Raw genomic sequence first — 26,760 nt, 5'->3', positions numbered from 1 at the left:
GGAGGCGGCTCCCTTCGCCTCAGCCCTTGGCCGACGAGGGCAGGGCGGCCTTGAGGCTGTCGGCGGTCAGTTCGCCAGGGACCTTGCGGCCGTCGAGGATGAAGGTGGGCGTCTGGTTGACCTTGTCACGCACGCCGGCGATCTCGACACGCTCATTGAGCGCGGCCAGGGCCTGCTGATCCTGCAGGGCGGCTGTGAACTGGGCTTCGGTCAGACCAAAGTCCTTGCCGATGGCCAGCAGGCCTTCCCAGAGCTCTCCGCTCTGAAGGATGGTGGTCTGCTTGGCGAACACCGCGTCCAGCACGGCGAAATAGCGGGGCGCGCCCACCCGGCGGGCCAGCAGGAAGGCGGCGGCGGCGAACTCGACGGGCCCGGTCAGGAACTCGCGGAACACCAGCCGCACCTTGCCGGTGTCGATATAGGCGTTGCGGATTGCCGGTAGATCGTCGTTCCACCAGTGACCGCAGTGCGAACAGCTGGGCGAGGCGAAGACCACCAGCTGGATCGGCGCCTTCGGCGATCCCATCACCATGTCGCCCGGGGCGGCGGGTAGCGGCGCGGCGCGCGCCATCGCCGGCCCGGCCGCGAGGACCAGGCTGGAGGCGATCAGCGCGCGACGGTCGAGAGGCAAGGCGGCGTCCTTTACTTGGACGCGGCGGCGATAGCCGCGTCCAGCTCGGCCAGGCTGCGCTCGCCGCCGGCGGCGTCGCCGACCACCTTGCCATTGACGATGAAGGTCGGGGTGCCCTGGACGTTGAAGGCCTTGGCGTTCTTCTCGACGCGATCGTTCAGGGCCTTCAGCGCCTTCTCGTCGGTGACGCAGGCGTTGAACTTGGCTTCGTCCAGGCCGGCCGACTGGCCGATGCGCAGCAGCACCTCGCGGAACTGGCCGGTGGTGAACATCTCTTCCTGGGCGCGGTAGACCGAGTCGACGACCTCGAAATACTTGTCTTTGCCCGAACAGCGAGCCATCAGGAACGAGGCGGCGGCGACCTGGGCGGGCGGCGTCAGCATCTCGCGATAGACGAAATTGATCTTGCCGGTGTCGATGTACTTGGCCTTGAGAGCCGGGAAGACCTCTTCGTTCCAGCGCGCGCAGTGGCTGCACGAGGTCGAGGCGTACTCGATGACGGTAACCTTGGCCTCGGGGTTGCCCAGGCGCATGTCGTCGGCCGAGGCGGTGTCTTTCTTCGAGCAGGCAGAGAGGCCAACGCCCAGCGAGGCGGTGAGTGCGACGGCGGTCAGGAGCCGGCGGGTCAGCGGACGCATGATCGATCTTCCTTGAGGCGAGAGCGTTGGAGTTAAGCGCGATTCTTTAGGCGTGCGAAAACGGCGCTGATAAGGCCTTGGCATGAGCGCAATCGCGGCGGGGTTGTCAATGTGTCGGCTTTAGCCAGGGTCATTGCGCAGCACGCCGCGCCCCAGCTTCATCAGCGCGTCTTTCAGGCCGCCGTCGGGTTGATCGGCCAGGCTGTCGGTCAGCTGGCGTTCCAGGGCGGCGTCCAGCGGCGGCTTGCGGCGGGGCTTTGACGCCACCGGCGCGGCGGCGGCGCTCAGTGGGCCCTGAACGATGCGCAGCCGGGTGACGGTTCCCCGACCCAGCAGCATGTCGAGGCGGGCGGTGATCTGCGGGGCCTGATGCTGGATCAACGAAGCGACGGGCCCATCGACCCGCAGTTCCAGCGCCCCGCCCGCGCCGTTCCGACCCTTGATGATACGGACCGGTTCGGTGCGCCGCGCCAGGGTCTCGCCGACAATTTCCTTCCAGCGGGTCTTCAGGGCGGCCGGGCCCTGGCCATACTTTTCTTCCAGCGCCTTCAGCAGCGGCGCGAGGTTCTTGCCGGCCGGCGGCGGCGGGCGAATCTGCGGCCGGGTGCGGCGCTGGCGCAGGATCGCGAGGGCCTCTTCGGCGGTGGGCAGGGGGCGGCGGGCCATGGCGGCAAGCTAGCACGCGGCCTTCGCCTCAGGCGAGGTTTGAGGTAGGCGGAAGGCATGAAAGACCGCGACACGCTCCGCTCGGCCTTGCTGGCTTGGTACGACCTTCAGGCCCGCGACCTGGCCTGGCGTGTCGGCCCGGCCGACCGGCGCGACGGGGTGCGCAGCGATCCCTATCGGGTGTGGCTGTCCGAAGTGATGCTGCAACAGACCACCGTGCCGCACGCCACGCCCTATTTCCTGAGCTTCACGGCGCGATGGCCGACGGTGCTGGATCTCGCCGCCGTCGAGGACGGCGAGCTGATGGGGGCCTGGGCCGGCCTCGGCTACTATGCCCGGGCTCGCAACCTGCTGGCCTGCGCCCGAGCCGTCGCCGCCGACCATGGCGGGGTCTTTCCCGATACGGAGGAAGGCCTGCGCGCCCTGCCGGGCGTGGGGGCCTATACGGCCGCCGCGGTGGCCGCCATCGCCTTTGACCGGCAGGCCAATGTGGTCGACGGCAATGTCGAGCGAGTGATGGCGCGGTTATTCGCCGTCGAGACCCCCGTGCCCGACGCCAAGCCGGAACTGAAGGCTCTGGCCGGGTCGCTGGTCACGGCCGACCGGCCCGGCGACTGGGCCCAGGCGCTGATGGATCTGGGGGCCACGGTCTGCCGGCCCAAGTCGCCGCTATGCGACCTCTGCCCGATCTCGGAAGGGTGCGAGGGGCTAAAGACCGGCGCGCCGGCCGCCTATCCGCGCAAGACGAAGAAGGCCGACCGGCCCCGTCGCCACGGCGTGGCCTGGCTGCTGACGCGCGGCGATGAGGTGGCCCTGGTTAGGCGGCCGCCGAAGGGTCTGCTCGGCGGCATGCTGGGCCTGCCGACCAGCGACTGGCGGAATACGCCGTGGTCGGATGAGGAGGCGCTCGCCGTCGCGCCCCTGGCCGCCGCCTGGCGGGACCGCGGCGCAGTCGAGCACGTCTTCACGCACTTCTCCCTGACGCTGCGGGTCTTTGCCGCTGAGGGAGAAGGCGATTTCGTCTGGACGCCGCGCGAAGGGCTGGGCGCCTTGCCCAGCGTCTTCCTGAAGGCGGCTTTGGCGGGCGAGCGGCTGCTCTAGTTCATCCCCGCCCGGACCTGGGCCCGCAGCACGTCGATCGGCGCCAAGCCAGCGTCAGTCTTGAAGTGCCAGTAGGTCCAGCCGTTGCAGGCCGGAGCCGACTGCACCAGGGCGCCGATCTTGTGGATCGAGCCCGACAGGTCGCCCACGGTGATCGAGCCGTCGGCCCGCACCTTGGCCGCGTGGGCGCCCTTGGAGCAGAACAGGGTGTCGCCGGGGCTGAGCAGGCCGCTCTCGACGATGGTGCCGAACGGCACGCGTGGCTCGCTGCGCTTGGAGCCCATGACGTCCAGGTCTTCCGGCGCGATCGGGATGACCTTGGCGATGCGGGTCTTGGCGTGCTCGATATAGTCAGACTCGCGCTCGATGCCGACGAAGCGGCGGCCCAGTCGCTTGGCGGCGGCGCCGGTGGTGCCGACGCCGAAGAACGGATCCAGGATCACGTCGCCCGGCTTGGTGGTCGACAGGATCACCCGGTAGAGCAGGGCCTCGGGCTTCTGGGTCGGGTGGGCCTTGTTGCCGTCCGAACCCTTGATGCGCTCCTCGCCGGTGCACAGCGGGATGGTCCAGTCCGAGCGCATCTGCACCTCGTCATTGGCCATCTTCAGGGCGTCGTAATTGAAGGTGTAGCGCTTGGCCGCCTGGCTCTTGGAGGCCCAGATCAGGGTCTCGTGGGCGTTGGCGAAGCGGGTGCCCTTGAAGTTGGGCATCGGGTTGGACTTGCGCCAGATCACGTCGTTGAGGATCCAGAAGCCCAGGTCCTGCACGGCCACGCCGACGCGGAAGATGTTGTGATAGCTGCCGATCACCCAGATCGCGCCGTCGTCCTTGAGCACCCGGCGAGCGGCCTTCAGCCACTCGCGGGTGAACTTGTCGTAGGCGGCGAAGCTCTCGAACTGGTCCCAGTGGTCGTCGACCGCGTCGACCTTGGAATTGTCGGGACGCAGCAGGTCACCGCCCAGCTGCAGATTGTAGGGCGGGTCGGCGAAGATCAGGTCGACCGACTTCTCGGGCAGGGCGTTCATCGCCTCGATGCAGTCGCCCTGAATGATGGTTTCCGGCCCGAAGGTCATGTCCGCGTCCTGTAAAACAACAAACGGAATCATGAGTCTTGTTGGTGAAGGCCGGGTTGAGAAGCGTGGTTAGCGAAAGGTGAACGGCCCCTCGCGGGTGGTTTACTTCCCTAGCGGCGCCTTGCTGATCGTATCGGCTCACACGCCAGATCCGCGCCAGACGGACGGCGTGATCCGGGAGAACGCCATGCAAAGTCCCCTCGAAGCGCTGGACCTCAGCCGCAAGAGCCCCTTCTACCAGGACCACCATGCCGCCTGGCGCGACACCCTGCGCCGCTGGGTGGCCAAGGAGATCATGCCCTTTGTCGATGACTGGGACGAGGCGGGCGAGTTTCCGCGCGAGCTGTATCGCAAGGCCTCGGAAATCGGCCTGCTGGGCCTGGGCTGGCCTGAGGAATATGGCGGCTCGCCGTCTGATCCGTTCATGTCGATCATCACCAGCCAGGAGATGGCCCGCCACGGGGCCGGCGGGATCAATGCCAGCCTGATGAGCCACGGCATCGGCCTGCCGCCGATCCGCGCCCTGGGCAGCGATGAGCTGAAGACCCGGATCATTCCGCCGGTGCTGGCGGGCGAGAAGATTTCGGCCCTGGCCATCACCGAGCCCTCGGCTGGCTCCGACGTCGCCGCCTTGACCACCACGGCCCGGCGCGAGGGCGACGTCTATGTGGTCAATGGCGGCAAGACCTATATCACCAGCGGCATGCGGGCCGACTTCTACACGGTGGCGGTGCGCACTGGCGGCGAGGGGGCGGGCGGCATCTCGCTGCTGCTGATCGAGCGCGACCGCGAGGGCTTTTCCCGCACGCCGCTGAAGAAGCAGGGCTGGTGGGCGTCCGACACCGCCAGCCTCTATTTCGACGACGTGCGGGTGCCGGTCGAGAACCTGATCGGGGCCGAGAACCAGGGCTTTTCGGGGATCATGCGCAACTTCAATGGCGAGCGGATCGGCATGACCGCCGGGGCCCTTGGCTTTTCCCGCGTCTGTCTGGAGGACGCGATTGTCTGGGCCCGCGAGCGCAAGACCTTCGGCAAGCGCCTGGCTGACCACCAGGTGATCCGCCACAAGCTGGCCGACATGTACAAGCGCATCAGCGTCACCCAGGCCTGGCTGGAAACCCTGGCCTGGCGGATCAGCCAGGGCGAGCAGCCGATTGCCGAGATCGCCCTGCTCAAGGTCCAGGCCACCGAGACCCTGGAATACTGCGCGCGCGAGGCCATGCAGGTGATGGGCGGGGCGGGCTATATGCGCGGCAGCCGCATCGAGCGCATCTATCGCGAGGTGCGGGTCAATGCCATCGGCGGCGGCTCGGAGGAGATCATGCGCGACCTGGCCGCGCGGCAGATGGGGATCTAGTCGCTGCGGCCCATGGGATGGAGGCCCTGGGCGGCCAGTTTCACGGGCGCCCAGCTTATCCTGTGGATCGGCGAGGGACCCAGTTTCCGCAGGCCCTCGACATGGCTGGCCGCGTGATAGCCCTTGTGGCCGGCGAAGCCGTAGCCGGGATAGAGGCTGTCCATCTCGACCATGATCCGGTCGCGGGCTTCCTTGGCCAGGATCGAGGCTGCGGCGATCGAGCACGACAGGCTGTCGCCCTTGATCACGGTCTGGACCGGGCAGGGCAGCTTGAAGGCATAACTTCCATCAACCAATGCAAAGGCCGGCGTCACCGCCAGCGCCTCGATGGCCCGGCGCATGGCCAGGCCCGCCGCGTGCAGGATGTTGAGGTCTTCGATTTCCTCGATGCTGGCCAGGCCCACGCCCCAGGCGATGGCCGTCGCCTTGATCTCGATCTCCAGCGCCGCGCGGGCTTTCGCCGACAGTTTCTTGGAGTCGTTGAGGCCCTTGGGAATGCGGGCGGGATCCAGGATCACCGCCCCGGCGCTGACCGGTCCGGCCCAGGGGCCGCGGCCAGCCTCGTCCACCCCGCAGACCGGGTTGTGACCGCAGGATGTTTCCAGGGACATGTCGGGACCAGGAGGCATGGGGCATTGCATAGGCAGATTTGACGGGGTTGTGAATGCTGGCGCGGCGCCTAGTCTTGGCCGGGTTCCGTTGATGAGGTCGGTCATGGCTGCACGCAGATCTCTGGCCCTTGCCGCCCTCGCCGCGACTCTTCTGAGCGGCTGGCCGGGCGTCGCCGCCGAGAAGCCCTGGCGGCTGGTCTGGGCCGATGAGTTCGACGGCGCCGGTCTGGATCTGACCCGGTGGTCTCCCGCTGTCGACTGCGGGGGCGGCGGCAACAATGAGCGCCAGTGCTATACTGGCGCGCCCGACATCGTGACGGTGAAGGACGGTGTCCTGCGCCTGACGGCGCTGAAGCGCCCGACGACCGCCATCGCCAATCCGTGGGGACCGCCGGACGGACCGGTCAAGACCGGGGACTATGCCTCGGGCAAGGTCCTGACCCAGGGCAAGGCGTCCTGGCGCTATGGCCGGATCGAGGCGCGGGCCCGGGTTCCGGGCGGTCAGGGCGTGTGGCCGGCGATCTGGATGATGCCGGAGACCAGCGCCTATGGCGGCTGGCCCAGATCGGGCGAGATCGACATCCTGGAGACCGTCAATCTGGGCGCGCCGTGCCAGGCCTGTGACGGCGGGCGCGAGAACCGGATCTTCGGCACGATCCATTTCGGCAAGGGGTCTGGCGCTGATCATCGTCAGCGCAGCGGCCCGTTCGCGATGCCGCCCTCGGCCGACGGCTTTCACGTCTATGCGGTCGAGTGGTCGCCGGGCCAGATCGACTGGTTCGTGGACGGCGTCCGCTATTTCCGGGCCACGGCGGAGGACTGGAAGCCGGCTGACGGCGCGGCCGGGCCCGCCCCGTTCGACCAACCCTTCCATCTGATCCTCAACCTCGCCTTCGGCGGCGCCTGGCCCGAGGGCGAGAACGCCAAGGGGGTGGACGAAGCGGCTCTGCCGGCGATGATGGAGGTGGACTGGGTGCGAGTCAGTCAGCGTGCCCCGGCCTTCTGAGATAGCCCGCACACCACGCCGACCTTCCCGTGCGGCGCGGTCCCGATGAGCGTCTTCCCCGCCATTTCGGAGCGGGAACGACGGCGCCAAGGGTTGGGCTCGGCTCTCCCGGCGCCATTTCATCACCTGGTGAAAAAAGACTGGCGTTGCGTCGTTCTCTGAGTGACAGTGCGGCTATTCGCAATTCGATGAATTCGCGAGTTCCGAGCACGTGTCCGCCACAAGGATCCGGTTCGGGTGGGCGGAACGTACAAGGGAGGGGAAACCCAATGACTTCGATGTGGAAGGCTGCGCTGCTGGCTGGCGTGGCATGGGGCGCGGTCGCGACGGCCGTTTCGGCTCAAGAACAGGCTCCGGCCGCAACTGCAGGCCTGTCGGTCGACGAGGTGGTCGTCACCGCCCGTCGCCGCGAGGAAAACCTCAAGGACGTGCCGGTCGCCGTCTCGGCCTATAGCGGCGAGACCCTGGCCCGTCAGGGCGGCGCGGACATCACCGTCCTGCAGCAGACCACCCCCAACATCACCGTTCAGACCGCCCGCGGTTCGAACTCGACCCTGATCTCCTACATCCGCGGCATCGGCCAGCAGGATCCGCTGTGGGGCTATGAGCCCGGCGTGGGTCTGTATGTCGACGACGTCTATATCTATCGCCCGCAAGGCGCCGTGCTCGACGTGTTCGACGTGGAGCGCATCGAAGTGCTGCGCGGCCCGCAAGGCACGCTTTACGGCCGCAACACCATCGGCGGCGCGATCAAGTACGTGACCAAGCGCCTGGGTAACGAAGCCCACGGCAAGGTGCGCGGAACCTATGGCAGCTTCAATCAGACCGACCTGCTGGTCTCGGGCCAGACGCCGGTCGGCGGCGGCCTGTCGGTCGGCGGCGCCTATGCCCTCTACAAGCGCGACGGCTACGGCAAGAACCTGACCACCGGCGCCGAGCACTACAACAAGGACGTCCAGGCCATCCGCCTCAGCGCCGAATATGCGCCCAACGAGGACCTGTTCTTCCGCCTGGCCTATGACAAGGTGCAGGACGACTCCAATCCCCGCCACGGTCACCGCGAACTGCCGGCCCTGGTCGGCGGCTACAAGGTGTTGGACACCTATGACACCCAGGCCGGCTTCGGCGACGACAACTCGGTCGAGACCGAGGGTCTGTCGCTGACCGGCGAATGGAACGCCAGCGACACCGTGACCCTCAAGTCGATCACGGCCAGCCGCAAGGGCCACACCGACACCGTCATCGATTTCGACGGCACGCCTGCGAACACCCTCGACATCCCCGCCGACTATGACGACCGGTCGTTCTCGCAGGAACTGCAGGCGGTCTATTCGGACGACAACGTCCAGGGCGTGTTTGGCCTGTACTACATGAACAGCCAGGCCTCGGGCGAGTTCGACACCATCGCCGGCAACCTGGGCCTGGCCATCGCCGACGGCGGCAAGGTCAGCACCCAGAGCTTCGCGGCCTTCTTCGACTTCAGCGCCAATCTGTCGGAGCGCTTCAAGGTCTCGCTGGGCGCTCGCGCCACGCGCGATCACAAGCGCAGCACGACCTATCGCCTGTTCTATCTGGGCGCCTCGCGGACGCCCTATCAGGGCGGCACGCCGCGGCCGATCCTGCAGACCCGCACCAACTACGGCGCACAGACCACCTTCTCGCAGTTCACTCCGCGCATCAGCGCCTCGTATGAGCTGAGCGACGACCTGAACACCTACGCGTCGTTCTCGAAGGGCTTCAAGTCGGGCGGCTGGGACATGCGCGGCGACGCCCTGATCACCCCGCAGACCGTCAATGGCTACAAGCCCGAAACGGTCGATGCCTATGAAGTGGGTCTGAAGGGCTATCTGTTCGACCGCCGCGTCTCGTTCGCCTCGGCCGCCTTCCTGTCGAAGTACCACGACCAGCAGGTGTCGACCCAGGTGGTTGTCCCGAGCGGCATCGCCAGCTCGATCGACAACGCCGGCGAGGCCACGATGTACGGCGTCGAATTCGAAGCCAAGGCCAAGCTCACCGCCAACCTTTCGGCCAATGTCGCCCTGGGCTACATCCACGCCGAGTACGACACCTTCAGCCGGTTCGTGCCCGGCGGCGCGCCCAACCCTCTCAATACGTCGACGACCGTGCCGGCCGGTGGCCAGGTGATCAACGTCGCCAAGCTCTATGGCCTGCAGAACACGCCGGAATGGACGGGCAATCTCAGCCTGACCTGGACGGCGGACGTGGCGGGCGGCCTGCTCGCCGTCACCCCCATGATCAGCTATCGCGGCGACTATCAGCAGTTCGAACTGCCGCTGCCGTTGCTGGACCAGAAGGCCTACACCCTGGTCGACATGACGGCGATCTGGACGGCTCCGGGCAACCACTACAAGCTGGCCCTGACCGGCAAGAACCTGACAGACGAGCGTTATCGGATCGGCGGCTATAATTTCGGCGTCCCGACCTATAACAACTCGGTCATCGGTTTCTACGGCCCGCCGCGCACGGTTTCGGCGAGCCTCGAAGTCGCATTCTGATCTAGGTAAAAACTGGCGGTGGTTCGCTGCAACGAGCCACCGCCATTTGTTTGTCTGAACTATCAAGCGTAGCGGGGCGACCATGAGCGGCAACCAGATCGAGCAATCGGCGACGGGGTCGCGCTACCGCTATGTGGTGCTGGCGATGTTGATCCTAGCCTACACCTTCAATTTCCTGGATCGGCAGATCCTCGGCATCCTGGCCGGGTCCATCAAGGCCGACCTGCACCTCACCGACACCCAGATCGGCCTGATGGGCGGGGTCGCGTTCGCCGCGCTCTACACCACGCTGGGCGTGCCGCTGGCCTGGCTGGCTGACCGGGTCAGCCGCACCTGGATCATGACCGTCGCCCTGACCGTCTGGAGCGGTTTCACGGTGGCGTGCGGCTTCGCCGGCGGCTTCTGGAGCCTGTTCCTGTCGCGCATGGGTGTGGGCGTCGGCGAAGCCGGCGGCGTGGCCCCGGCCTATTCGCTGATCAGCGACTATTTCCCCAAGGACCAGCGGGCCCGGGCCCTGGCGGTCTATTCGTTCGGCATTCCGCTGGGCACGGCCCTGGGCGTGCTGTTCGGCGGGCTGATCGCGGCCTATGTCAACTGGCGCGTGGCCTTTATCATCGTGGGACTGGCCGGCGTGCTGCTGGCCCCGATCTTCAAGTGGGTGGTCAAGGATCCGCCGCGCGGCGGCATGGATCGCGAGCCTGGCGAGGCTGCCCCGCTGGAGGCGCTCCCTCCTGAAGCGAACAGGGCCCCGGCCTTCAAGACCGTGCTGGCCACTATCCTGCCCAAGCCCAGCTTCTGGCTGCTGTCGTTCGGCGCCGCCTGCTCGTCGATCTGCGGTTATGGCGTGGCCTTCTGGCTGCCGACCTTCTTTCAGCGCAGCTTCGGCCTGAGCCTGCCCGAGCGGGCGATGTTCTACAGCGCCCTGTCGCTGATCGGCGGGGTGGCGGGCATCTGGCTGGGCGGTTTTCTGGCTGACCGGTTCGGGGCCAAGAACAAGGGGGCCTATGCTCTGGCCCCCGCCATCTGTTTCCTGGTGGCCCTGCCTTGCTTCCTGCTGGCCATGAACGTCAATTCGATGGTCTGGGCCTTTGTTCTGTTCCTGATCCCCACGGGTCTGAACCTGGCCTGGCTGGGACCGGTGATCGCCGCCGTGCAGCATCTGGCCCCGGCCTCGATGCGGACCACCACCTCAGCCCTGTTCCTGCTGATCAACAACCTGCTGGGCTTGGCCGTGGGCCTGTGGTTCTTCGGCTACGTCTCCGACCTTCTGGCCCCGCGCTACGGCGCCGAGTCGATGCGCTATGCGCTCTATTTCGGGCTGGGATTCTATGTGGTCAGCGCCGGCCTGCTGATCCTGGCGTCGCGCCGCCTCAAGAAAGACTGGGTGGAATAGTCCCTATCCGGTTGCAGGGCCTTGCCCCCCCGTTCGGGTTCGGTACAGGAACGCGTCGAGTTTCAAGGGGGCGACCATGTCCAAGGTTTCAGCGCTGTTCAGCGCCGTTTTGTTTGCCGGCCTGCTGGCCGGCTCGGTCCCGGCCCAGGCCGCCGACCCGTTCATTGCTGGCGCCGAGAAGGTCAAGCTGCAGTGGACCAAGGGCAAGGGCCTTTTGCATCCAGGTTTCACCCTTGGCGAGTACAGCGGCCTCAGCAAGGTTCGCGGCAGCTCCACCAAGGCCCTGGGCGTCTATTCCAGCGCCAAGTCCTCGGCCGAGATCAATGTCACGACCGCCAGCTTTGGCGAGGTGACCATCCAGTGCAAGGGCGGCCAAAGCCGCACGGGCCTGGGCTGGATCACCTTTGACCGCGACAAGCTGGCCTATGTCTGCACCTTCCAGGGGGCGGGGGCCGGTCCGACTGCCGCCTTTACCCTGGTCCAGGCCAAGGGCGGCCTGATGGCCCGCCTGCAGACGCCGCAACGCGCCGGCGAACTGCAGTTCGGGTCGGTCACCCTGCGGACCGAGACCAAGCAGGTCGGCTCCATGCCGGTCGGCCTGGGCGGCGGCGCTGTGGGCTATGTAATCCGCAGCGGCGATCAAGAGATCGCGGCGGTCGACCTGACCGGCATGAGCAAGACCGCCTACCTGCCGCCCAAGGGCTCGCCAGAGCGCGACGCTGCGGCCGTCATGGCCCTGATTCTGATCCTGTTCATGGACACACCGGTCTAATCGGTGAGTGTGGCCAAGGCCCCGCTCGGCTGGCGTGACCGGTAACAGGGGGAGGCGACCGGAGTCTCCCTCTCCCCGGCTGCCCAGCGTGGGGGCGCCTCTGTCTGTTCGGACAAAGAACGACGCAAGCCTGCACCTTATCGGCCAAGCGCGGTTGCGCCTGCGAAATCACGCTCCTATAACCCGGCCACATTTCAGAAAAGCCGTCGTCGAGACCAGGCACTCATGAACATCCACGAACACCAAGCCAAAGCCGTACTCGCTGAGTTCGGCGCCCCCGTTCCGCGCGGCTTTGCCGTCTTCACAGCGGACGAGGCCTTCGCCGCCGCCGAGAAGCTGGGAACGCCGGTTTTCGTCGTAAAGAGCCAGATCCACGCCGGTGGCCGTGGCAAGGGCACGTTCGAGGGCCTCGGCCCCGACGCCAAGGGCGGCGTTCGCGTCGTCAAGTCGGCGGCTGACGTCAAGACCAACGCCGCCGAAATGCTCGGCCGCGTGCTGGTGACCCACCAGACCGGCCCCAAGGGCAAGCAGGTCAACCGCCTCTACATCGAAGAAGGCGCGGCGATCGCCAAGGAATTCTACCTGTCGCTGCTGGTTGATCGCGAGACCTCGATGGTCTCGGTGGTCGCCTCCACCGAAGGCGGCATGGACATCGAGGACGTGGCCCACGCCACGCCCGAGAAGATCCACAGCTTCTCGATCGACCCCGCCACCGGCGTGTGGCCGACCCACCAGCGCGCGCTGGCCAAGGCCCTGGGCCTGACCGGCGGCCTGGCCAAGGAAGCCGCCGTGCTGCTGACGCAGCTCTATACGGCGTTCCTGGCCAAGGACATGGCCATGCTGGAGATCAACCCGCTGATCGTCACCGCTGACGATCACCTGAAGGTCCTGGACGCCAAGCTGTCGTTCGACGGCAACGCCCTGTATCGCCATCCCGACATCAAGGCCCTGCGCGACGAGAGCGAAGAAGACCCCAAGGAAATCGAAGCCTCGAAGTTCGACCTGGCCTACATCGCCCTCGACGGCGAAATCGGCTGCATGGTCAACGGCGCCGGCCTGGCCATGGCCACCATGGACATCATCAAGCTGTACGGCGCCGAGCCGGCCAACTTCCTCGATGTCGGCGGCGGCGCCAACAAGGAGAAGGTCACCGCGGCCTTCAAGATCATCACCGCTGACCCCGCCGTGAAGGGCATTCTGGTCAACATCTTCGGCGGCATCATGCGCTGCGACATCATCGCGGAAGGCGTTATCGCCGCCGTGAAGGAAGTCGGCCTGCAGGTTCCGCTGGTGGTGCGCCTGGAAGGCACCAACGTCGAACTCGGCAAGAAAATCATCTCGGAAAGCGGCCTGAACGTCATCGCCGCCAACGACCTGTCTGACGGCGCCGAAAAGATCGTCGCGGCCGTGAAGGGTGCTCGCTAAATGTCGATCCTCATCGGTTCTGAAACCAAGGTCATCTGCCAGGGCATCACCGGCGCCCAGGGCACGTTCCACTCCGAACAGGCCATCGCCTACGGCACCAAGATGGTCGGCGGCGTCACCCCCGGCAAGGGCGGTCAAACCCACATCGGCCTGCCCGTGTACGACACGGTCGGCGAAGCCAAGGAAGCCACCGGCGCCGACGCCTCGGTGATCTACGTGCCGCCTCCCTTCGCGGCCGACTCGATCCTGGAAGCCATCGACGCCCAGATCGGCCTGATCATCTGCATCACCGAGGGCATTCCGGTGCTGGACATGGTCCGCGTGAAGAAGGCGCTGCAAGGCTCCAAGTCACGCCTGATCGGCCCCAACTGCCCGGGCGTCCTGACGCCCAACCAGTGCAAGATCGGCATCATGCCGGGCGGCATCTTCTCGGCCGGCTCGGTCGGCGTTGTGTCGCGTTCGGGCACCCTGACCTATGAAGCCGTGTTCCAGACCACCAATGCAGGCCTTGGCCAGACCACGGCGGTTGGCATCGGCGGCGACCCGGTCAAGGGCACCGAGTTCATCGACATCCTGGAACTCTTCCTGGCCGACGAAGCCACCAAGTCGATCGTCATGATCGGCGAAATCGGCGGCTCGGCCGAAGAGGAAGCCGCCCAGTTCATCGCTGACGAAGCCAAGCGCGGCCGCAGCAAGCCCATGGTCGGCTTCATCGCCGGTCGCACGGCCCCTCCCGGCCGTCACATGGGCCACGCCGGCGCGATCATTTCGGGCGGCAAGGGCGGCGCGGAAGACAAGATCGCGGCGATGGAAGCTGCGGGCATCCGCGTCTCGCCGTCGCCGGCCAAGCTGGGCGAAACCCTGCTGGAAGTCCTCAAGGGCTAAAGACACACCGAAACCCCGACCTCGCGGGGCCCAGGTTTTTTGCGACCGCCAGTCGACGATCCGAAAAAATCACCTGGGCCCCTGCCGATGGCGGGCGCCCGGGTGATTGAGACACTATATTTACAGGCCTGGGTTACCGGTCCTGTAGACCGACGGATCTAAGGCAAAGAACCATGGCGGACGACGCAGGCATCATCAATCAGGTCTTGACCGAGACCTCGTTCCTCTACGGCGCCAATGCGGCGTTCGTTGAAGACCTGTACGCCCAGTGGGCCAGCGACCCCAATTCGGTCGAACCCTCGTGGAAAGCCTTCTTCTCGACGCTTCAGGAACAGGCTGACCAGGTCAAGCGCGCCGCGCAGGACCCGGCCTGGACCCCGCGCCCGGTTCCGACCGCTCGTCCCGATTGGCTTTCGGCGCTTGATGGCCAGTGGCCCTCGGTCGCGCCGGCGGTTGAGGCCAAGATGGCCAAGGCCATCGAAGGCAAGGCTCCGGGCAGCTCGTCCGAAGCGGTTCGCGCCGCCACGCTGGACAGCCTGCGCGCCATCATGATGATCCGGGCTTACCGGATGCGCGGCCACCTGGCCGCCAATCTCGACCCGCTGGGCCTCGAGCCCAAGCAACCGGCTCCCGAGCTTGATCCCGCCACCTATGGCTTCTCGGAAGCCGACTATGATCGCTCGATCTTCCTGGACTTCGTGCTGGGCATGGAGACCTCGACGATCCGCGAGATCCTGTCGATCCTGCGCCGCACCTATGGCGGCAGCGTCGGCGTGCAGTACATGCACATCTCCGATCAGAAGGAGAAGGCCTGGCTGCAGGAGCGGATCGAGGGTCGCGACAAGGAAATCGTGTTCTCGAAAGAGGGCAAGGTCGCCATCTTCAAGAAGCTGATCGAGACCGAAGGTTTCGAGCGCTTCCTGCACAAGCGCTTCCCGGGTACCAAGCGGTTCGGCATCGATGGCGGCGAAGCCATGGTCCCGGCCATGGAGCAGATCATCAAGCGCGGCGGATCGCTGGGCGTGAAGGATATCGTCCTGGGCATGCCGCACCGCGGCCGCCTCAACGTGCTGGCCGCCGTGATGGGCAAGCCCTACCACGTGATTTTCCACGAGTTCCAGGGCGGCACCAGCCTGCCTTCGGACGTCGAGGGGTCGGGCGACGTCAAGTATCACATGGGCGCCTCGTCGGACCGTGAGTTCGACGACAACAAGGTCCACCTGTCGCTGACCGCCAACCCGTCGCACCTGGAAATCGTCAATCCGGTGGTGATCGGCAAGGCCCGCGCCAAGCAGGCCTTCCTGCTGCGCGAGACCCCCGACGCCGGTCGCGGCCACGTGCTGCCGCTGCTGCTGCACGGCGACGCGGCCTTCGCCGGCCAGGGCGTGGTGGCCGAGTGCTTCACCCTGTCGGGCCTGAAGGGCTACCGCACGGGCGGCACCATCCACTTCATCGTCAACAACCAGATCGGCTTCACCACCAGCCCGCGCTATTCGCGCAGCTCGCCCTATCCGTCGGATGTGGCGTTGATGGTCGAGGCCCCGATCTTCCACGTCAACGGCGACGATCCCGAGGCCGTGGTCTACGCGGCCAAGGTCGCCACCGAATATCGCCAGATGTTCGGCAAGGACGTCGTGGTCGACATGTTCTGCTATCGCCGGTTCGGTCACAACGAAGGTGACGACCCGACGATGACCTCGCCGCTGATGTACGCCAAGATCAAGGGTCACCCCTCGACGCGCGAACTGTACGGCAATCGCCTGATCGCCGAGGGCGTGATCAGCCAGGGCGAAGTCGACACCTGGGTGACCGAGTTCGAAACCTTCCTCGACAAGGAATTCGACGCCGGCAAGACCTACAAGGCCAACAAGGCTGACTGGCTGGACGGCAAGTGGGCGGGCCTGGCCACACCCGCCGACGAAGAGCGTCGCGGCTCGACCGCCTTCCCGGCCACGCGTCTGCTGGAGATCGGTCGCCAGATCACGACCATCCCGGACCGCATCGACGCCCACAAGACCGTCAAGCGCGTGATCGAGAACCGCCGCGAAGCCATCGAAAAGGGCGAAGGCCTCGATTGGGGCACCGCCGAGCACCTGGCCTTCGCCACCCTGCTCGACGAGGGCTTCCCTGTCCGGCTGTCTGGCCAGGACTCGGTTCGCGGCACCTTCACCCAGCGCCATTCGGACGTCATCGACCAGACGACCGAAGAGCACTATACGCCGCTCAACAACATCGGCCCGGGCCAGGCCCATTACGAAGTTATCGACTCGGCCCTGTCAGAAGAGGCGGTTCTGGGCTTCGAATACGGCTTCTCGCTGGCGGATCCGAACACGCTCACCCTTTGGGAAGGCCAGTTCGGCGACTTCGTGAACGGCGCCCAGGTGGTGATCGACCAGTTCATCAGCTCGGGCGAGCGCAAGTGGCTGCGGATGAGCGGCCTGGTGATGCTTCTGCCGCACGGCTATGAGGGCCAGGGCCCCGAGCACAGCTCGGCTCGTCTCGAGCGCTTCTTGCAGTCGTGCGCCGAGGACAACATGCAGGTGGTCAACTGCACCACCCCGGCCAACTATTTCCACGCCATTCGCCGTCAGATGCACCGCGAGTTCCGCAAGCCCCTGATCGTCATGACGCCCAAGAGCCTGCTGCGCCACAAGCGCGCCGTCTCCAACATGGCCGACCTGTCGGAGGGCTCCAGCTTCCACCGCGTGATGATCGACGGGGCCGAGGCCGGCTGCGATGTCGGCGGCGTGACCCTGACCAGCGATGATCAGATCAAGCGTGTCGTGATCTGCTCGGGCAAGGTCTATTTTGACCTGGTCGACGCCCGCGCCAAGAGCGGCCGCAACGACGTCTATCTGCTGCGTCTGGAACAGTTCTATCCGTGGCCGATGAAGTCGCTGCTAGGCGTGCTGGGCCGGTTCAAGAACGCCGAGCTGGTCTGGGTTCAGGAAGAGCCCAAGAACATGGGCGGCTGGACGTTCGTTGATCCCTGGATCGAACTGACGCTCGCCAAGCTGGACATCAAGGCCAAGCGCGCGCGCTATATCGGCCGTCCGGCCAGCGCCTCGACGGCGGCGGGTCTGATGAGCCGCCACCTGAAGGAACTGCAGGCCTTCCTCGACGAGACCTTCGCCTAGCTTTATCGATAAGGCCCCGTCCTTCGCGGCGGGGCCGTTTCCACCTGCCCCGCTACACTAGACCGGCACAAACGAGAGACATCGGAACCCCCATGGCCGACATCATGACCCCCGCCCTCGGCGAATCCGTCACCGAAGCGACGGTCGCGCGCTGGACCAAGAAGGTCGGCGAGGCGGTCAAGAAGGACGAGATCCTCATCGAGCTCGAGACCGACAAGGTCAGCCTGGAAGTCGCCTCGCCCGCCGACGGCGTGCTGACCGCGATCGGCGCCGAAGAGGGTGCGACCGTTGTTCCGGGTACGGTCCTGGGCATCGTGACCGAAGGCGCGACCGCCTCGGCCGCCCCGGCCACTGCTCCGAAGGCCGCCGCCCCGGCTCCCGCGCCCGCTCCGGTCGCCGCTGCCGCTCCGGCCCCTGTAGCCGTGGCTGCTGCCGCCGCGCCGGTCAGCCCGGCCCCGGCCCGTATCGCCGCCGAGAACAATCTGGACCTGTCGACCGTCGCCGGCACCGGCAAGGATGGCCGCGTCACCAAGGGCGACGCCCTGGCCGCTCTCGAAGCCCGCGCCTCGGCCCCGGCTGCGGTCGCTGCGCCGTCGGCGCCGCGTCCGCTCCATGAGCGCGAAGAGCGCGTGAAGATGACGCGCCTGCGTCAGACGATCGCCCGTCGCCTGAAGGAAGCCCAGAACAACGCCGCCATGCTGACGACCTTCAACGAGGTCGACATGAGCGCGGTGATGGCCCTGCGTGGTCAGTACAAGGATATCTTCGAAAAGAAGCACGGCGTGAAGCTGGGCTTCATGTCCTTCTTCACCAAGGCCGTCGTCGCTGCTCTGAAGGCCGTGCCGGACGTCAACGCCGAGATCGACGGCACCGACATCGTCTACAAGAACCACTATGACATCGGCGTCGCCGTCGGCACCGAAAAGGGCCTGGTGGTTCCGGTCGTTCGCGATGCGGACGCCATGAACCTGGCCGAGATCGAAAAGGCCATCGGCGCGCTGGGCAAGAAGGCCCGTGACGGCCAGCTGTCGATCGACGACATGCAGGGCGGCACCTTCACGATCACCAACGGCGGCATCTATGGCTCGCTGATGTCGACCCCGATCCTCAACGCGCCGCAGTCGGGCATCCTGGGCATGCACGCGATCAAGGACCGCGCCATGGTCGTGAACGGCAAGATCGAGATCCGGCCGATGATGTACCTGGCTCTCTCCTACGACCACCGCGTGGTCGACGGCCAGGGCGCCGTGACCTTCCTGGTCAAGGTCAAGGAAGCCCTGGAAGATCCGCAGCGTCTGCTGCTGGAACTCTAGTCTCGACGCACCGTCGAACGTTGAAGGGGCCGCGAAAGCGGCCCCTTTTTCTTGGTTGAGTTTGTCGCTATCTTCGTCCCGAGGGTGCGCCATGAGTCTTGTCGAGATCGCTCGTTTCGCCGGCCTGCCGGAGGCTCAGATCGCTGCCTCGCGCTTGCGGGCCGATGGCTGCCCGGTGTTGATCCAGAACGAGCATTGGGGAGCCAGCGACTTTACCATGGTCATCGCCATGGGCGGCTTTCGACTGTGGGCGCCGGCCAGCGAGGCCGAAGAAGCCCGCGCGCTGATCGCTCGTTTGCGCGCCAATGTTGATGTCATCGAGGATGACGACCTGCCGCGCGAGGCGGCGCAGCCTTATGGAATTCAACTGCTTCAGGCCTTGCGCGCCGCAGCGGCGCTGTTGGTGGCGACGGTCTTCGGTTCGCCTTTGGCCTTGTTGCTGTCGAGCGCCAGACAGGGCGAGGGGCCCTGGCGGCTGTCTCTGCGGCTTTGCGCCTGGAGCATAGCCGCCATTGCCGTAGCTTATGGCTTGGTCTGGCTGGCTTGGTGGCTTCAAGCGTTCCGCTGAGGGCTGCGCCGACCCGTGTCGCCGCGTTGAGCCGGCGTCGCGTTTCGTGTATCTACAGGCTGTAGCTATGGAATGTCCCTATGGCCAAGATCGACGTCGAGCCCGCCCGCGCCAAGCTATTCACCCATGGCGGGAGCCAAGCAGTCCGGCTGCCCAAGGCCTTCCGCTTCGACGGCGCCGAGGTCACGGTCCGGCGCGAAGGCAATGCGGTGATCCTTGAGCCTTTGCCCGCCAAGCCGCCTCGCACCCAGGCCGATCTTGACGCCATGTGGGCTCGAGTCGACGCGCTTCTTGGCGGCGAGTTTCCCGACAGGGATCAGCCTCCGGAGCAGGAGCGCGATTTCGGCTGGTGACGCTCGCGCTCGACACTAATGTCTTCATCGATCTGATGCGTGGCCGTAAAACGCTTGTGCGCCAGCGACACGCGGCTGCGCTGTTCAGCGAGCGGGCGGTCGTGACTTCACTGGTGGTGTTTCACGAACTGCATTTTGGCATAGCCGCCAGTCACAACAGCGTCGCGGAAGCCGGGGCCGTCGGGATCGTCTTGCGGGGTGTTCCGGTGGAGGCGCTGGACGAGCCCGACATGATCTGCGCGGCCGATATCCGCGCGCGGCTGAGACGGTCAGGTCTTACCATCGGTCCCTATGACGCCCTTATCGCCGGCCAGGCCCTGGCGCGGGGCTGGACCTTGGTGACCTCGAACGTCCGCGAGTTCGAACGTGTTGAAGGCCTGAAGGTCGAGGACTGGGCCGCCTGACTTCAGTCCGGCCTTGGCCCCGGCCACACCGTCTTGAACGCCTCGAGCGCCGCCGGGTGGTAGATCGTGCTGTGCTGCAGCTTGGGCATAGGATCATAGCGCCAGGTCAGCCCGGCCGGCGGGGCCTGGTTCAGCGCCGCCACCACCCTGTCGACGCCCGCCTGCATTGTGCTCCCCTCGTCGCCGATGGTCAGGTAGAGCCGCCGCCTTCCGGCCGGCCAGCGGGCCAGGTCGGCGGCCGCGCCGCGCGCCAGGCTCTGGTCGTCCCACCACAGGCTGGGGCTGGCGGCGATGTAGGCCTCGAACAGGGCCGGCTGTTTCAGGAAGGTCTCGACCACGAACAGGCCGGCCAGGGATTCGCCGATCAGGGCGGTTTCGCCGCTGGTGCGATAGCGAGCCGCGATCCAGGGCTTGAGCTCCTCGCCCAGGAACTGGCGATAGGCCGCCGAGCCGCCGCTGGTCGGGAAGTCGCTGCGCTCCTTGGCGACCGTGGTGGGGTGGGTCAGGTCGCCCCGGCGATCAACGCCCTCGATCCCGACGACGATCATCTCGCGATAGGTCCACGACAGCTCGCCCAGCTGGGCCAGGCCGACGATGTGCGGGAAGTCCTCCTGCTCGCCGCCGTCCAGCAGGTAGAGCACCGGATAGGTCTTGCCTGGCGTCTTCGCATAGCCGGCCGGCAGGTGGACGTTGATCCGCCGCGTATCTTTCAGGACCTTCGACTCCAGGGTCAGGGACTGGCCGATGACGATCGGGCGGCCTTCGGCGGGCGCGGTCTGGGCCAGGGCCGGCGCGGCGGTAAGCAGGGTCAGGGCGAGGAGGAGGGCGCGAAGCATGGGCGGGACGCTAGGGCGCGTTGCAGGGCGAGGAAAGGGGATCCCTGAGCCCCTCCGGTACCGCGACGCTCCTACTCCGCAGGCGCAGGACGCTCGCCTAACGGTCACGCTGGGGCAAGCGGTCAGGGCCATGACGGCCAAACGCCGGATTTCCCGCGTCTTTCAGGGTGCGAAGCGTCGAAAGCGGGTTTCGTTTTAACCGTTCGCGCTCTAAGGAACTCCCGCCTCCAAAGGTCTGACAGTGCGGCCGGCGAGGCCCCATATTAGTCCGGCGCCGCTCCCGGCGCGTCCTGAAGGCAAAGACCCATGGCTCAGTACGACGTCGTCATCATCGGGGGCGGTCCCGGCGGCTACAATGGCGCGATCCGCGCCGGTCAGCTGGGCCTGAAGGTCGCCATCATCGAAGGTCGCGGCAAGCTGGGCGGCACCTGCCTGAATGTCGGCTGCATGCCGTCCAAAGCCCTGCTGCACGCCTCGGAAATGTATGACTCGGCCACCAATGGCGATTTCGCCAAGCTGGGCATCGAGGTGAAGCCGAAGCTGAACCTGCCGCAGATGATGGCCCAGAAGGCCGAGAGCGTCGAAGCCCTGACCAAGGGCGTCGAGTTCCTGATGAAGAAGAACAAGGTCGACTACATCAAGGGCTGGGGCCGCATCGCCGGGGCCGGGAAAGTGGTCGTGAAGGCCGAGGACGGTTCGGAAACCACCCTCGAAACCAAGAACATCGTCATCGCCACGGGCTCGGAGCCCACGCCGCTGCCGGGCGTCACGGTCGACAACACGCGCATCCTGGACTCCACCGGCGCCCTGTCGCTGGCCGAAGTGCCCAAGAATCTGGTCGTTATCGGCGCGGGCGTCATCGGGCTGGAGCTGGGCTCGGTCTGGCGTCGTCTGGGCGCGGAAGTCACCGTGGTCGAATATCTGGACCGCATCTGTCCGGGCCTGGATGACGACACCGCCAAGGTGTTCCAGCGCAGCCTGACCAAGCAGGGCTTCAAGTTCCAGCTGGGGGCCAAGGTCACCGCCGCCAAGGCCTCGGCCAAGGGCGTCGAGCTCACCGTCGAGCCGGTCGCCGGCGGCGCGGCCCAGACGATCTCGGCCGACTATGTGCTGGTCGCCATCGGCCGCCGTCCGTTCACGGAAGGTCTAGGCCTCGACACCGTCGGCGTCGTTCCCGACAAGCGCGGCGTCATCGCCAATGACCACTTCAAGACCACGGCTCCGGGCGTGTGGGTGATCGGCGACGTGACCAGCGGTCCGATGCTGGCCCACAAGGCCGAGGACGAGGGCGTGGCCTGTATCGAGCTGATCGCGGGCAAGGCCGGCCACGTGAACTATGGCCTGATCCCCGGCGTGATCTACACCAAGCCGGAAGTGGCCACGGTGGGCAAGACCGAGGAAGAGCTGAAGGCGGCGGGCGTCGCCTACAAGGTCGGCAAGTTCCCGTTCAGCGCCAACAGCCGCGCCAAGATCAATCACGAGGGCGAGGGCCAGGTGAAGGTTCTGGCCGACGCCGCGACCGACCGCATCCTGGGCGTCCACATGGTGGGCCCCAATGTCGGCGACATGATCGGCGAATATTGCGTGGCCATGGAGTTTGGCGGCGCGTCGGAAGACGTGGCCCGCACCTGCCACCCGCACCCCACCCGCTCCGAGGCCCTGCGCCAGGCGGCCATGGGCGTCGAAGGCTGGACCATGCAGGCCTAGTCACAGCCTTTCTGCCTGACCGAAGGTCAGGGGCGGGGCGCCGAAGCCGGCATCCCGCCCCTTTTTTTTTAGGCTTTGCGGCTCCCAGTATCCCGTCCGGAATGACGGAGGGATCTAAGGGCTGTCCAGGAAGCCTTGTTTAACCGCATGCGGACGGGTCGGGTAAGGGGCCGCGGCTTTCCGCGCGCTCAGCTCGTCTTGCGGGCCTCGCGCGCCAGCTCGTCTGCCTCCCGCTCCATCTCGTCGGCCTGCGCGGGCATCCCCGCCGCCACCGCGCGCAGCTCGGCGTCGGTGACCACATTGCCCCGCGCGCGGTTCTCGGTGATCTGCCGGGCGCGATAGGCAGGGTCGCGCAGGCGTACCGCCTCAGCGCGCAGATCCCGGGCGCCCTTGCGGATCTGTTCTGCGCCCAGGGCCATCTGGACGCGGGCCTCGATCATGTGTGTGGCCATCTCCTGGCGGGCGCGTTCGCCGACCATGCGGACCTGCTCCCCCACGATCCTGGCCTGATCGGCGCGGGCATCTGCGGCCGCGCGACGCGACTCGGCAGCGATCTGCCTGTCTGTCGGCGGCGGCGGCGGCGGCGGCAACTCCGGGGGGGGAGGCGGTGGCGGTGGCGGTGGCGGCGGGGGCAGCTCTGTCGGCGGCGGCGGGGGCGCCGGCGGCTCCGGCGGCACGGGCAGCGCAGGCGGGGCCGGCGGGGCCGGCGGCGGGGCGATTGTCGCAGCCGGCGCTTCAGCCGGCGCGGGCGGGTTCTTGCGGCTCAGGCCAAGCGCTGCCAGCGGCGTGGCGACCACGGCCAGGGCGGCGATGGTCAGGGCGATGGTCAGCGGGCGGTGGCGAGCGGGTGTGTCGGACATGATGCAGGCGATCCTTGTCTTCAGCGTGCGAGCGTCGGCGGCCATTGCGGTCGCGGCGCGCGGCGCGCTCAGGTGAGGGACGGGGTGGGCGGCCAGGCGGACCAGGGCCCTGGCGTAGAAGGTGCGATCCACGGTCTGCAGCGCGGCGGCGTCAGCGGCCTCTTCCGACCGGTCGGCGAGCACCGCGTGCAGGCGCCAGACCAGCGGATTGAACCAGAACAGCGCCAGGGCCAGGCGGGAGAGCACCAGGAAGATCCAGTCATGGCGTCGCAGATGGGCCATCTCATGGGCCAGGATCGCCGGGGCCGCGTGACGCTCGGCCAGGCTGTCCGGATCAATGAGGATAAAGCCGGGCGCGACGCCCCAGCTGAGCGGGCTGGTCAGCCGCTCGCTGGACACCAGGCGGGGACGGTCGACCGGCGGCAGGTGTTCCAGCGGCGTCGACCATGCCGGGCAGGTCACCGGGCGGCCCTGGCGCGTCCAGCGGTGAAGGGTCAGCAGTCCCAGCTGCAGTCGGCCGGCCACGGCGATGACGCCGAGCAGCCACAGGCCGCCGATCACCTGGATGGGAGGCGGCCACGACAGCACGGGCGCGGCCGCCTCGCCGGTCAGGACCGGCAGGACCGGGGAGAGCACGTCCGGCGACGCCGGCGGTAACAGCGCCAGGTCCATCGCCGGCAGGACGTTCATGATGACCGGCAGGGCCAGCAGCAGACAGACCGTGGCGCGCAGGATGTCCACCCGGTCGACGGGGCGCTGGGCCAGGAAGCGGGCGCAGGCCAGACCGGCGCCGGCGACAAGGCTGGACTTGATCAGCAGCGACAGGAGCAGGCCCGCGGTCATGAGCGCGGCTCCACGGCCTTGTCGATCACCTGCTCCAGGGCAGCGGCCTCTTCGGGGGTCAGGCGCTGGCCCAGGCCCAGCAGGGCGGTGGCGGCGCTGGCGGCCGAGCCGGCGAAGAAGGTGTCGATCATGCGCCGCAGGGCGCTGGCCGCGACCGCCTCGGTCTGCTGGACAGGGCTGAACACGAAGCCGCCGGGTCCGCTGGTCCGCTCGACCAGACCCTTGGCCTCCAGGCGCGAGAGCATGGTGCGGACCGCCGAATCGCTCAGTGGGTCGGACAGCGCGCCGCGAACCCCGGCGGCCGTGCTGGCCTCCAGGCGGCAGAGGGTCTCGAAGACCTCGCGTTCGCGTCGGGGCAGGGATTCGATCATGGCGGCCTCCACGACAGTGTTGTCACTACATGTGTAGCGCTACACTTGTAGTGACGCCAGCCGTCGCGACGGCGAACCGGATGAAATCGCGGTAACCTGGGCGCCCGGCCGCCGGCCTCTGGCCCCCGCGCCGTTTGGGGCCAGAAAAAAGGCCCCGCCAGTGTCCCGGCGGGGCCTCGAGTTCTTCAGGGGAGGAACGCCCCAAGAGGGGGGTCTGGGGCGCTTTACGCTACGCGACTAAAACTCTTCCCACTCCTCGGCGGCCGGCTTGGCCGAACCGGCGAAGGCGGCCAGCTTGGCCTGGGCGGCGCGGACCGGGTTGGCGCCCGGGCGGCTGGCCGAGGAGGCCGGCTGCAGGGTGGGGCGCGTGACCGGCGGGGCCGGACGGCGGGCAGGGGCGCGCGCCGACGACGTGTTGGATCCGCCGACCTGGAAGCGCGAGATCATCTGCATCAGGTTGCCGGCCTCGCCCTTCAGCGAGTGGCTGGCGGCGGTGGACTGCTCGACCATGGCCGCGTTCTGCTGGACCGTCTGGTCCATCTGGTTGACGGCGGCGTTGACCTCGTTGAGGCCAGTGGCCTGCTCGGCGCCGCCGGCAGCGATCTCGCTGACCAGGGCGTCGATCTCGCTGACCTTGGCGACGATGGCCTGCAGGGCGTCGCCCGTCTGGCCGACCATGGCCACGCCCTGACCCACTTGCTGGGTCGAGGTCGAGATCAGGGTCTTGATCTGCTTGGCGGCGTCGGCGGAGCGTTGGGCGAGCGCCCGCACTTCCTGGGCGACGACTGCGAAGCCACGACCGGCTTCACCGGCGCGCGCCGCTTCGACCCCGGCGTTCAGGGCCAGCAGGTTGGTCTGGAAGGCGATCTCGTCGATGACGCCGATGATCTGGCTGATCGACTGCGAGGACTTCTCGATCTGGTTCATGGCCTCGACAGCGCCGCGCACCACGACGCTGGAGCGTTCGGCGTCGGCGCGGGTCGAGCCGACAACCCGCGAGGCTTCGACGGCGCCGGCCGACGAGCGCTTCACCGTGGCGGTGATCTCGTCCAGGGCGGCGGCGGTTTCTTCCAGGCTGGCGGCCTGCTGCTCGCTGCGACGCGACAGGTCGTCGGAGGCCGAGGCGATCTCGTCGGCGCCGGCGCCGATGCTGCTGGCGGCGTGGACGATGGTACGCATCGCCTCTTCCATCTGGGCGATCGACTCGTTGAAGTCAGACTGCAGGCGCTTGTAGGCTTCCGGGAAGTCCTGATCGACGCGGTAGGTCAGGTCGCCTTCGGCCAGCTTGTTGAGGCCCGTGGCGAGGTTTTCCATGACGAAGGCCTGCTCGCGGGCGGCCGCGTCGGCGGTCTCCTGGTTGCGACGGCGCTCGGATTCGGTTTCAGCCGACTGGCGCTGCTGGTTGGCTTCTGCGGTGCGCAGGGCCAGGGCGTTGTCCTTGAACACCTGGACCGAGCGGGCCATGGCGCCGACCTCGTCCTTGCGCTGGGCGCCGACCACGTCGACATCCACCGAACCCAGGGCCAGGGTTTCCATGGTCTTGGACAGGTTGTTCAGCGGGGCGGAGATCTTGGAGCGGCCGATCCAGATGGCGAACAGCAGGGCGATGCCGGCGCTGATCACGCCGAACAGAATGCTGACGAGCGTGCCCGCCTCGCCTTCCTTGTGGGCCTTTTCGACCATCACATCGGTGGCGGCGGAGTGGTCGTTGGTCCACTTGCTGACATCTTTGCCGAGGCTGGCGATATCGGGATCGATCACGGCCATGACCATGATCGCGGCTTCATCGGCGTCCATCATGGCCAGATCGGCGCCCTGACGAGCGCTGGAATAGATCTTTTCCAGACGAAGGCCGAAATCGGCCAGGGTCTTGGCGGCGCTGGGATCGGCCTTCTTGGTGGCGGCGAGGCGCTCCTTGGCCTCCTTGTAGGCCGTATCCAGTTCGGCGCTGGCCTCGGCGGCTTCCGCCGAGCTGCCGGTGTTGGACACGGTGCGATAGGCCGCATAGCCGATCGTCATGATTCGCCGGTTGAAGCGCGACGCTTCCAGCTCGGCGGGCGCGCGCTGTTCGACCAGGATCTTGGTCGCAACCTGCGACTGCTCGGCTTGCCAGGCGCCCATGCCGACGATGGCCAGAGCCACCACGGTCAGGATCACGGCCGGCATGGCCACCTTGGTCGAAATCTTCAGATCGTCGAACTTCATCGCTAACCCCATGTCCACAACGCCAGCCAATCGAAGGACAGGCGTCGGTTCTCGAGACCAGAAGGCGCGCGCGCAGTAAAAACGAGGTT

23 protein-coding genes are annotated in these 26,760 nt (G+C 67.0%); 14 read left to right on the top strand and 9 right to left on the bottom strand.

What is annotated here, in order from left to right:
- Positions 1 to 19: 19 nt before the first annotated feature.
- The 3 genes from ACN2C8_RS15870 to ACN2C8_RS15860 all read right to left on the bottom strand — a co-directional run bounded on the left by ACN2C8_RS15870 (position 20) and on the right by ACN2C8_RS15860 (position 1,935).
- Positions 20 to 631: a thioredoxin domain-containing protein gene (locus tag ACN2C8_RS15870; RefSeq protein WP_419252990.1), complete on the bottom strand. Its 612-nt coding sequence runs from the start codon at positions 629 to 631 to the stop codon at positions 20 to 22.
- Positions 632 to 642: 11 nt separating this feature from the next.
- Positions 643 to 1,269 carry a DsbA family protein gene (locus ACN2C8_RS15865; RefSeq protein WP_419252989.1) on the bottom strand — a complete coding sequence of 209 codons (627 nt, stop codon included), beginning with the start codon at positions 1,267 to 1,269 and terminating at the stop codon, positions 643 to 645.
- A 120-nt stretch (positions 1,270 to 1,389) separates the two neighbouring features.
- Positions 1,390 to 1,935: a DUF721 domain-containing protein gene (locus ACN2C8_RS15860; RefSeq protein WP_419252988.1), complete on the bottom strand. Its 546-nt coding sequence runs from the start codon at positions 1,933 to 1,935 to the stop codon at positions 1,390 to 1,392.
- Between the two features lie 57 nt (positions 1,936 to 1,992).
- On the opposite strand from ACN2C8_RS15860, the gene mutY reads away from it, so the two are divergent.
- Positions 1,993 to 3,036 (top strand): A/G-specific adenine glycosylase, encoded by a 1,044-nt coding sequence (gene mutY, locus ACN2C8_RS15855; RefSeq protein WP_419252987.1) that lies wholly within the window; start codon positions 1,993 to 1,995, stop codon positions 3,034 to 3,036.
- On the opposite strand, the gene ccrM is transcribed toward mutY, so the two are convergent.
- Complete coding sequence (ccrM, locus tag ACN2C8_RS15850; protein ID WP_419252986.1) at positions 3,033 to 4,109, bottom strand: adenine-specific DNA-methyltransferase CcrM; 1,077 nt, start codon at positions 4,107 to 4,109, stop codon at positions 3,033 to 3,035. The genes mutY and ccrM overlap by 4 nt on opposite strands.
- Positions 4,110 to 4,296: 187 nt before the next feature.
- Between ccrM and ACN2C8_RS15845 the strand changes: the two genes are divergently transcribed.
- Positions 4,297 to 5,466: an acyl-CoA dehydrogenase family protein gene (locus ACN2C8_RS15845; RefSeq protein ID WP_419252985.1), complete on the top strand. Its 1,170-nt coding sequence runs from the start codon at positions 4,297 to 4,299 to the stop codon at positions 5,464 to 5,466.
- Here ACN2C8_RS15845 and ACN2C8_RS15840 read toward each other — a convergent pair.
- A complete protein-coding gene (locus tag ACN2C8_RS15840) occupies positions 5,463 to 6,095 on the bottom strand; it encodes a ribonuclease HII (protein ID WP_419252984.1) in 633 nt (210 codons plus the stop codon). The genes ACN2C8_RS15845 and ACN2C8_RS15840 overlap by 4 nt on opposite strands.
- A gap of 85 nt (positions 6,096 to 6,180) precedes the next feature.
- Between ACN2C8_RS15840 and ACN2C8_RS15835 the strand changes: the two genes are divergently transcribed.
- The 11 genes from ACN2C8_RS15835 to ACN2C8_RS15785 all read left to right on the top strand — a co-directional run bounded on the left by ACN2C8_RS15835 (position 6,181) and on the right by ACN2C8_RS15785 (position 19,849).
- The gene (locus ACN2C8_RS15835) at positions 6,181 to 7,083 is read left to right on the top strand and encodes a glycoside hydrolase family 16 protein (RefSeq protein ID WP_419252983.1); all 903 of its coding nucleotides are present in this window, start codon (positions 6,181 to 6,183) and stop codon (positions 7,081 to 7,083) included.
- Positions 7,084 to 7,352: 269 nt separating this feature from the next.
- Positions 7,353 to 9,599 carry a TonB-dependent receptor gene (locus tag ACN2C8_RS15830; RefSeq protein WP_419252982.1) on the top strand — a complete coding sequence of 749 codons (2,247 nt, stop codon included), beginning with the start codon at positions 7,353 to 7,355 and terminating at the stop codon, positions 9,597 to 9,599.
- An 82-nt stretch (positions 9,600 to 9,681) separates the two neighbouring features.
- The gene (locus ACN2C8_RS15825) at positions 9,682 to 10,992 is read left to right on the top strand and encodes a spinster family MFS transporter (protein ID WP_419252981.1); all 1,311 of its coding nucleotides are present in this window, start codon (positions 9,682 to 9,684) and stop codon (positions 10,990 to 10,992) included.
- 76 nt (positions 10,993 to 11,068) lie between these two features.
- Positions 11,069 to 11,764 carry a hypothetical protein gene (locus ACN2C8_RS15820; protein WP_419252980.1) on the top strand — a complete coding sequence of 232 codons (696 nt, stop codon included), beginning with the start codon at positions 11,069 to 11,071 and terminating at the stop codon, positions 11,762 to 11,764.
- 225 nt (positions 11,765 to 11,989) lie between these two features.
- Complete coding sequence (gene sucC, locus ACN2C8_RS15815; protein WP_419252979.1) at positions 11,990 to 13,189, top strand: ADP-forming succinate--CoA ligase subunit beta; 1,200 nt, start codon at positions 11,990 to 11,992, stop codon at positions 13,187 to 13,189.
- Positions 13,190 to 14,074, top strand: coding sequence for a succinate--CoA ligase subunit alpha (gene sucD, locus ACN2C8_RS15810; protein ID WP_035047241.1), 885 nt, complete (start codon positions 13,190 to 13,192; stop codon positions 14,072 to 14,074).
- A gap of 173 nt (positions 14,075 to 14,247) precedes the next feature.
- Complete coding sequence (locus ACN2C8_RS15805) at positions 14,248 to 17,211, top strand: 2-oxoglutarate dehydrogenase E1 component (RefSeq protein WP_419252978.1); 2,964 nt, start codon at positions 14,248 to 14,250, stop codon at positions 17,209 to 17,211.
- Between the two features lie 92 nt (positions 17,212 to 17,303).
- Positions 17,304 to 18,524, top strand: a complete 1,221-nt coding sequence (gene odhB, locus ACN2C8_RS15800) for a 2-oxoglutarate dehydrogenase complex dihydrolipoyllysine-residue succinyltransferase (protein ID WP_419252977.1) — start codon at positions 17,304 to 17,306, stop codon at positions 18,522 to 18,524.
- 91 nt (positions 18,525 to 18,615) lie between these two features.
- Positions 18,616 to 19,092 (top strand): hypothetical protein, encoded by a 477-nt coding sequence (locus ACN2C8_RS15795; RefSeq protein WP_419252976.1) that lies wholly within the window; start codon positions 18,616 to 18,618, stop codon positions 19,090 to 19,092.
- An 80-nt stretch (positions 19,093 to 19,172) separates the two neighbouring features.
- A complete protein-coding gene (locus tag ACN2C8_RS15790) occupies positions 19,173 to 19,445 on the top strand; it encodes an antitoxin (protein WP_419252975.1) in 273 nt (90 codons plus the stop codon).
- Entirely contained in the window at positions 19,442 to 19,849 is a 408-nt protein-coding gene (locus tag ACN2C8_RS15785; RefSeq protein WP_419252974.1) for a type II toxin-antitoxin system VapC family toxin, read from the top strand. The genes ACN2C8_RS15790 and ACN2C8_RS15785 overlap by 4 nt, the downstream gene beginning before the upstream one ends.
- A gap of 2 nt (positions 19,850 to 19,851) precedes the next feature.
- Here the strand turns inward: ACN2C8_RS15785 and ACN2C8_RS15780 are convergent, their stop codons facing one another.
- Positions 19,852 to 20,685 (bottom strand): alpha/beta hydrolase, encoded by an 834-nt coding sequence (locus tag ACN2C8_RS15780; protein WP_419252973.1) that lies wholly within the window; start codon positions 20,683 to 20,685, stop codon positions 19,852 to 19,854.
- Between the two features lie 306 nt (positions 20,686 to 20,991).
- Here ACN2C8_RS15780 and lpdA point away from each other — a divergent pair, with 306 nt between their 5' ends.
- Entirely contained in the window at positions 20,992 to 22,392 is a 1,401-nt protein-coding gene (lpdA, locus tag ACN2C8_RS15775) for a dihydrolipoyl dehydrogenase (protein WP_419252972.1), read from the top strand.
- Between the two features lie 188 nt (positions 22,393 to 22,580).
- Here lpdA and ACN2C8_RS15770 read toward each other — a convergent pair whose 3' ends face one another.
- From ACN2C8_RS15770 to ACN2C8_RS15760, 3 genes are all read right to left on the bottom strand, one after another.
- Positions 22,581 to 24,095, bottom strand: a complete 1,515-nt coding sequence (locus tag ACN2C8_RS15770; protein ID WP_419252971.1) for a M56 family metallopeptidase — start codon at positions 24,093 to 24,095, stop codon at positions 22,581 to 22,583.
- Entirely contained in the window at positions 24,092 to 24,466 is a 375-nt protein-coding gene (locus ACN2C8_RS15765) for a BlaI/MecI/CopY family transcriptional regulator (RefSeq protein WP_419252970.1), read from the bottom strand. Before ACN2C8_RS15765 ends, ACN2C8_RS15770 begins: the two co-directional genes overlap by 4 nt.
- A gap of 237 nt (positions 24,467 to 24,703) precedes the next feature.
- Entirely contained in the window at positions 24,704 to 26,671 is a 1,968-nt protein-coding gene (locus ACN2C8_RS15760; protein ID WP_419252969.1) for a methyl-accepting chemotaxis protein, read from the bottom strand.
- Between the last annotated feature and the right edge of the window lie 89 nt (positions 26,672 to 26,760).

The organism is Caulobacter sp. ErkDOM-C (genome assembly GCF_048541825.1).
Classification (GTDB): Bacteria; Pseudomonadota; Alphaproteobacteria; order Caulobacterales; family Caulobacteraceae; genus Caulobacter.
The sequence above is the reverse complement of the archived record's forward strand: the minus strand, read 5'-3'. Positions and strand labels throughout refer to the sequence as shown.

Excerpts from the sequence above, each read along its gene's own strand:
- ACN2C8_RS15865 (WP_419252989.1), bottom strand. The coding sequence starts at position 1,269 with ATGCGTCCGCTGACCCGCCGGCTCCTGACCGCCGTCGCACTCACCGCC.
- ACN2C8_RS15860 (WP_419252988.1), bottom strand. The coding sequence starts at position 1,935 with ATGGCCCGCCGCCCCCTGCCCACCGCCGAAGAGGCCCTCGCGATCCTG.
- mutY (WP_419252987.1), top strand. The coding sequence starts at position 1,993 with ATGAAAGACCGCGACACGCTCCGCTCGGCCTTGCTGGCTTGGTACGAC.
- ccrM (WP_419252986.1), bottom strand. The coding sequence starts at position 4,109 with ATGACCTTCGGGCCGGAAACCATCATTCAGGGCGACTGCATCGAGGCG.
- ACN2C8_RS15845 (WP_419252985.1), top strand. The coding sequence starts at position 4,297 with ATGCAAAGTCCCCTCGAAGCGCTGGACCTCAGCCGCAAGAGCCCCTTC.
- ACN2C8_RS15840 (WP_419252984.1), bottom strand. The coding sequence starts at position 6,095 with ATGCCTCCTGGTCCCGACATGTCCCTGGAAACATCCTGCGGTCACAAC.
- ACN2C8_RS15835 (WP_419252983.1), top strand. The coding sequence starts at position 6,181 with ATGGCTGCACGCAGATCTCTGGCCCTTGCCGCCCTCGCCGCGACTCTT.
- ACN2C8_RS15830 (WP_419252982.1), top strand. The coding sequence starts at position 7,353 with ATGACTTCGATGTGGAAGGCTGCGCTGCTGGCTGGCGTGGCATGGGGC.
- ACN2C8_RS15825 (WP_419252981.1), top strand. The coding sequence starts at position 9,682 with ATGAGCGGCAACCAGATCGAGCAATCGGCGACGGGGTCGCGCTACCGC.
- ACN2C8_RS15820 (WP_419252980.1), top strand. The coding sequence starts at position 11,069 with ATGTCCAAGGTTTCAGCGCTGTTCAGCGCCGTTTTGTTTGCCGGCCTG.
- sucC (WP_419252979.1), top strand. The coding sequence starts at position 11,990 with ATGAACATCCACGAACACCAAGCCAAAGCCGTACTCGCTGAGTTCGGC.
- sucD (WP_035047241.1), top strand. The coding sequence starts at position 13,190 with ATGTCGATCCTCATCGGTTCTGAAACCAAGGTCATCTGCCAGGGCATC.
- ACN2C8_RS15805 (WP_419252978.1), top strand. The coding sequence starts at position 14,248 with ATGGCGGACGACGCAGGCATCATCAATCAGGTCTTGACCGAGACCTCG.
- odhB (WP_419252977.1), top strand. The coding sequence starts at position 17,304 with ATGGCCGACATCATGACCCCCGCCCTCGGCGAATCCGTCACCGAAGCG.
- ACN2C8_RS15795 (WP_419252976.1), top strand. The coding sequence starts at position 18,616 with ATGAGTCTTGTCGAGATCGCTCGTTTCGCCGGCCTGCCGGAGGCTCAG.
- ACN2C8_RS15790 (WP_419252975.1), top strand. The coding sequence starts at position 19,173 with ATGGCCAAGATCGACGTCGAGCCCGCCCGCGCCAAGCTATTCACCCAT.
- ACN2C8_RS15780 (WP_419252973.1), bottom strand. The coding sequence starts at position 20,685 with ATGCTTCGCGCCCTCCTCCTCGCCCTGACCCTGCTTACCGCCGCGCCG.
- lpdA (WP_419252972.1), top strand. The coding sequence starts at position 20,992 with ATGGCTCAGTACGACGTCGTCATCATCGGGGGCGGTCCCGGCGGCTAC.
- ACN2C8_RS15770 (WP_419252971.1), bottom strand. The coding sequence starts at position 24,095 with ATGACCGCGGGCCTGCTCCTGTCGCTGCTGATCAAGTCCAGCCTTGTC.
- ACN2C8_RS15765 (WP_419252970.1), bottom strand. The coding sequence starts at position 24,466 with ATGATCGAATCCCTGCCCCGACGCGAACGCGAGGTCTTCGAGACCCTC.
- ACN2C8_RS15760 (WP_419252969.1), bottom strand. The coding sequence starts at position 26,671 with ATGAAGTTCGACGATCTGAAGATTTCGACCAAGGTGGCCATGCCGGCC.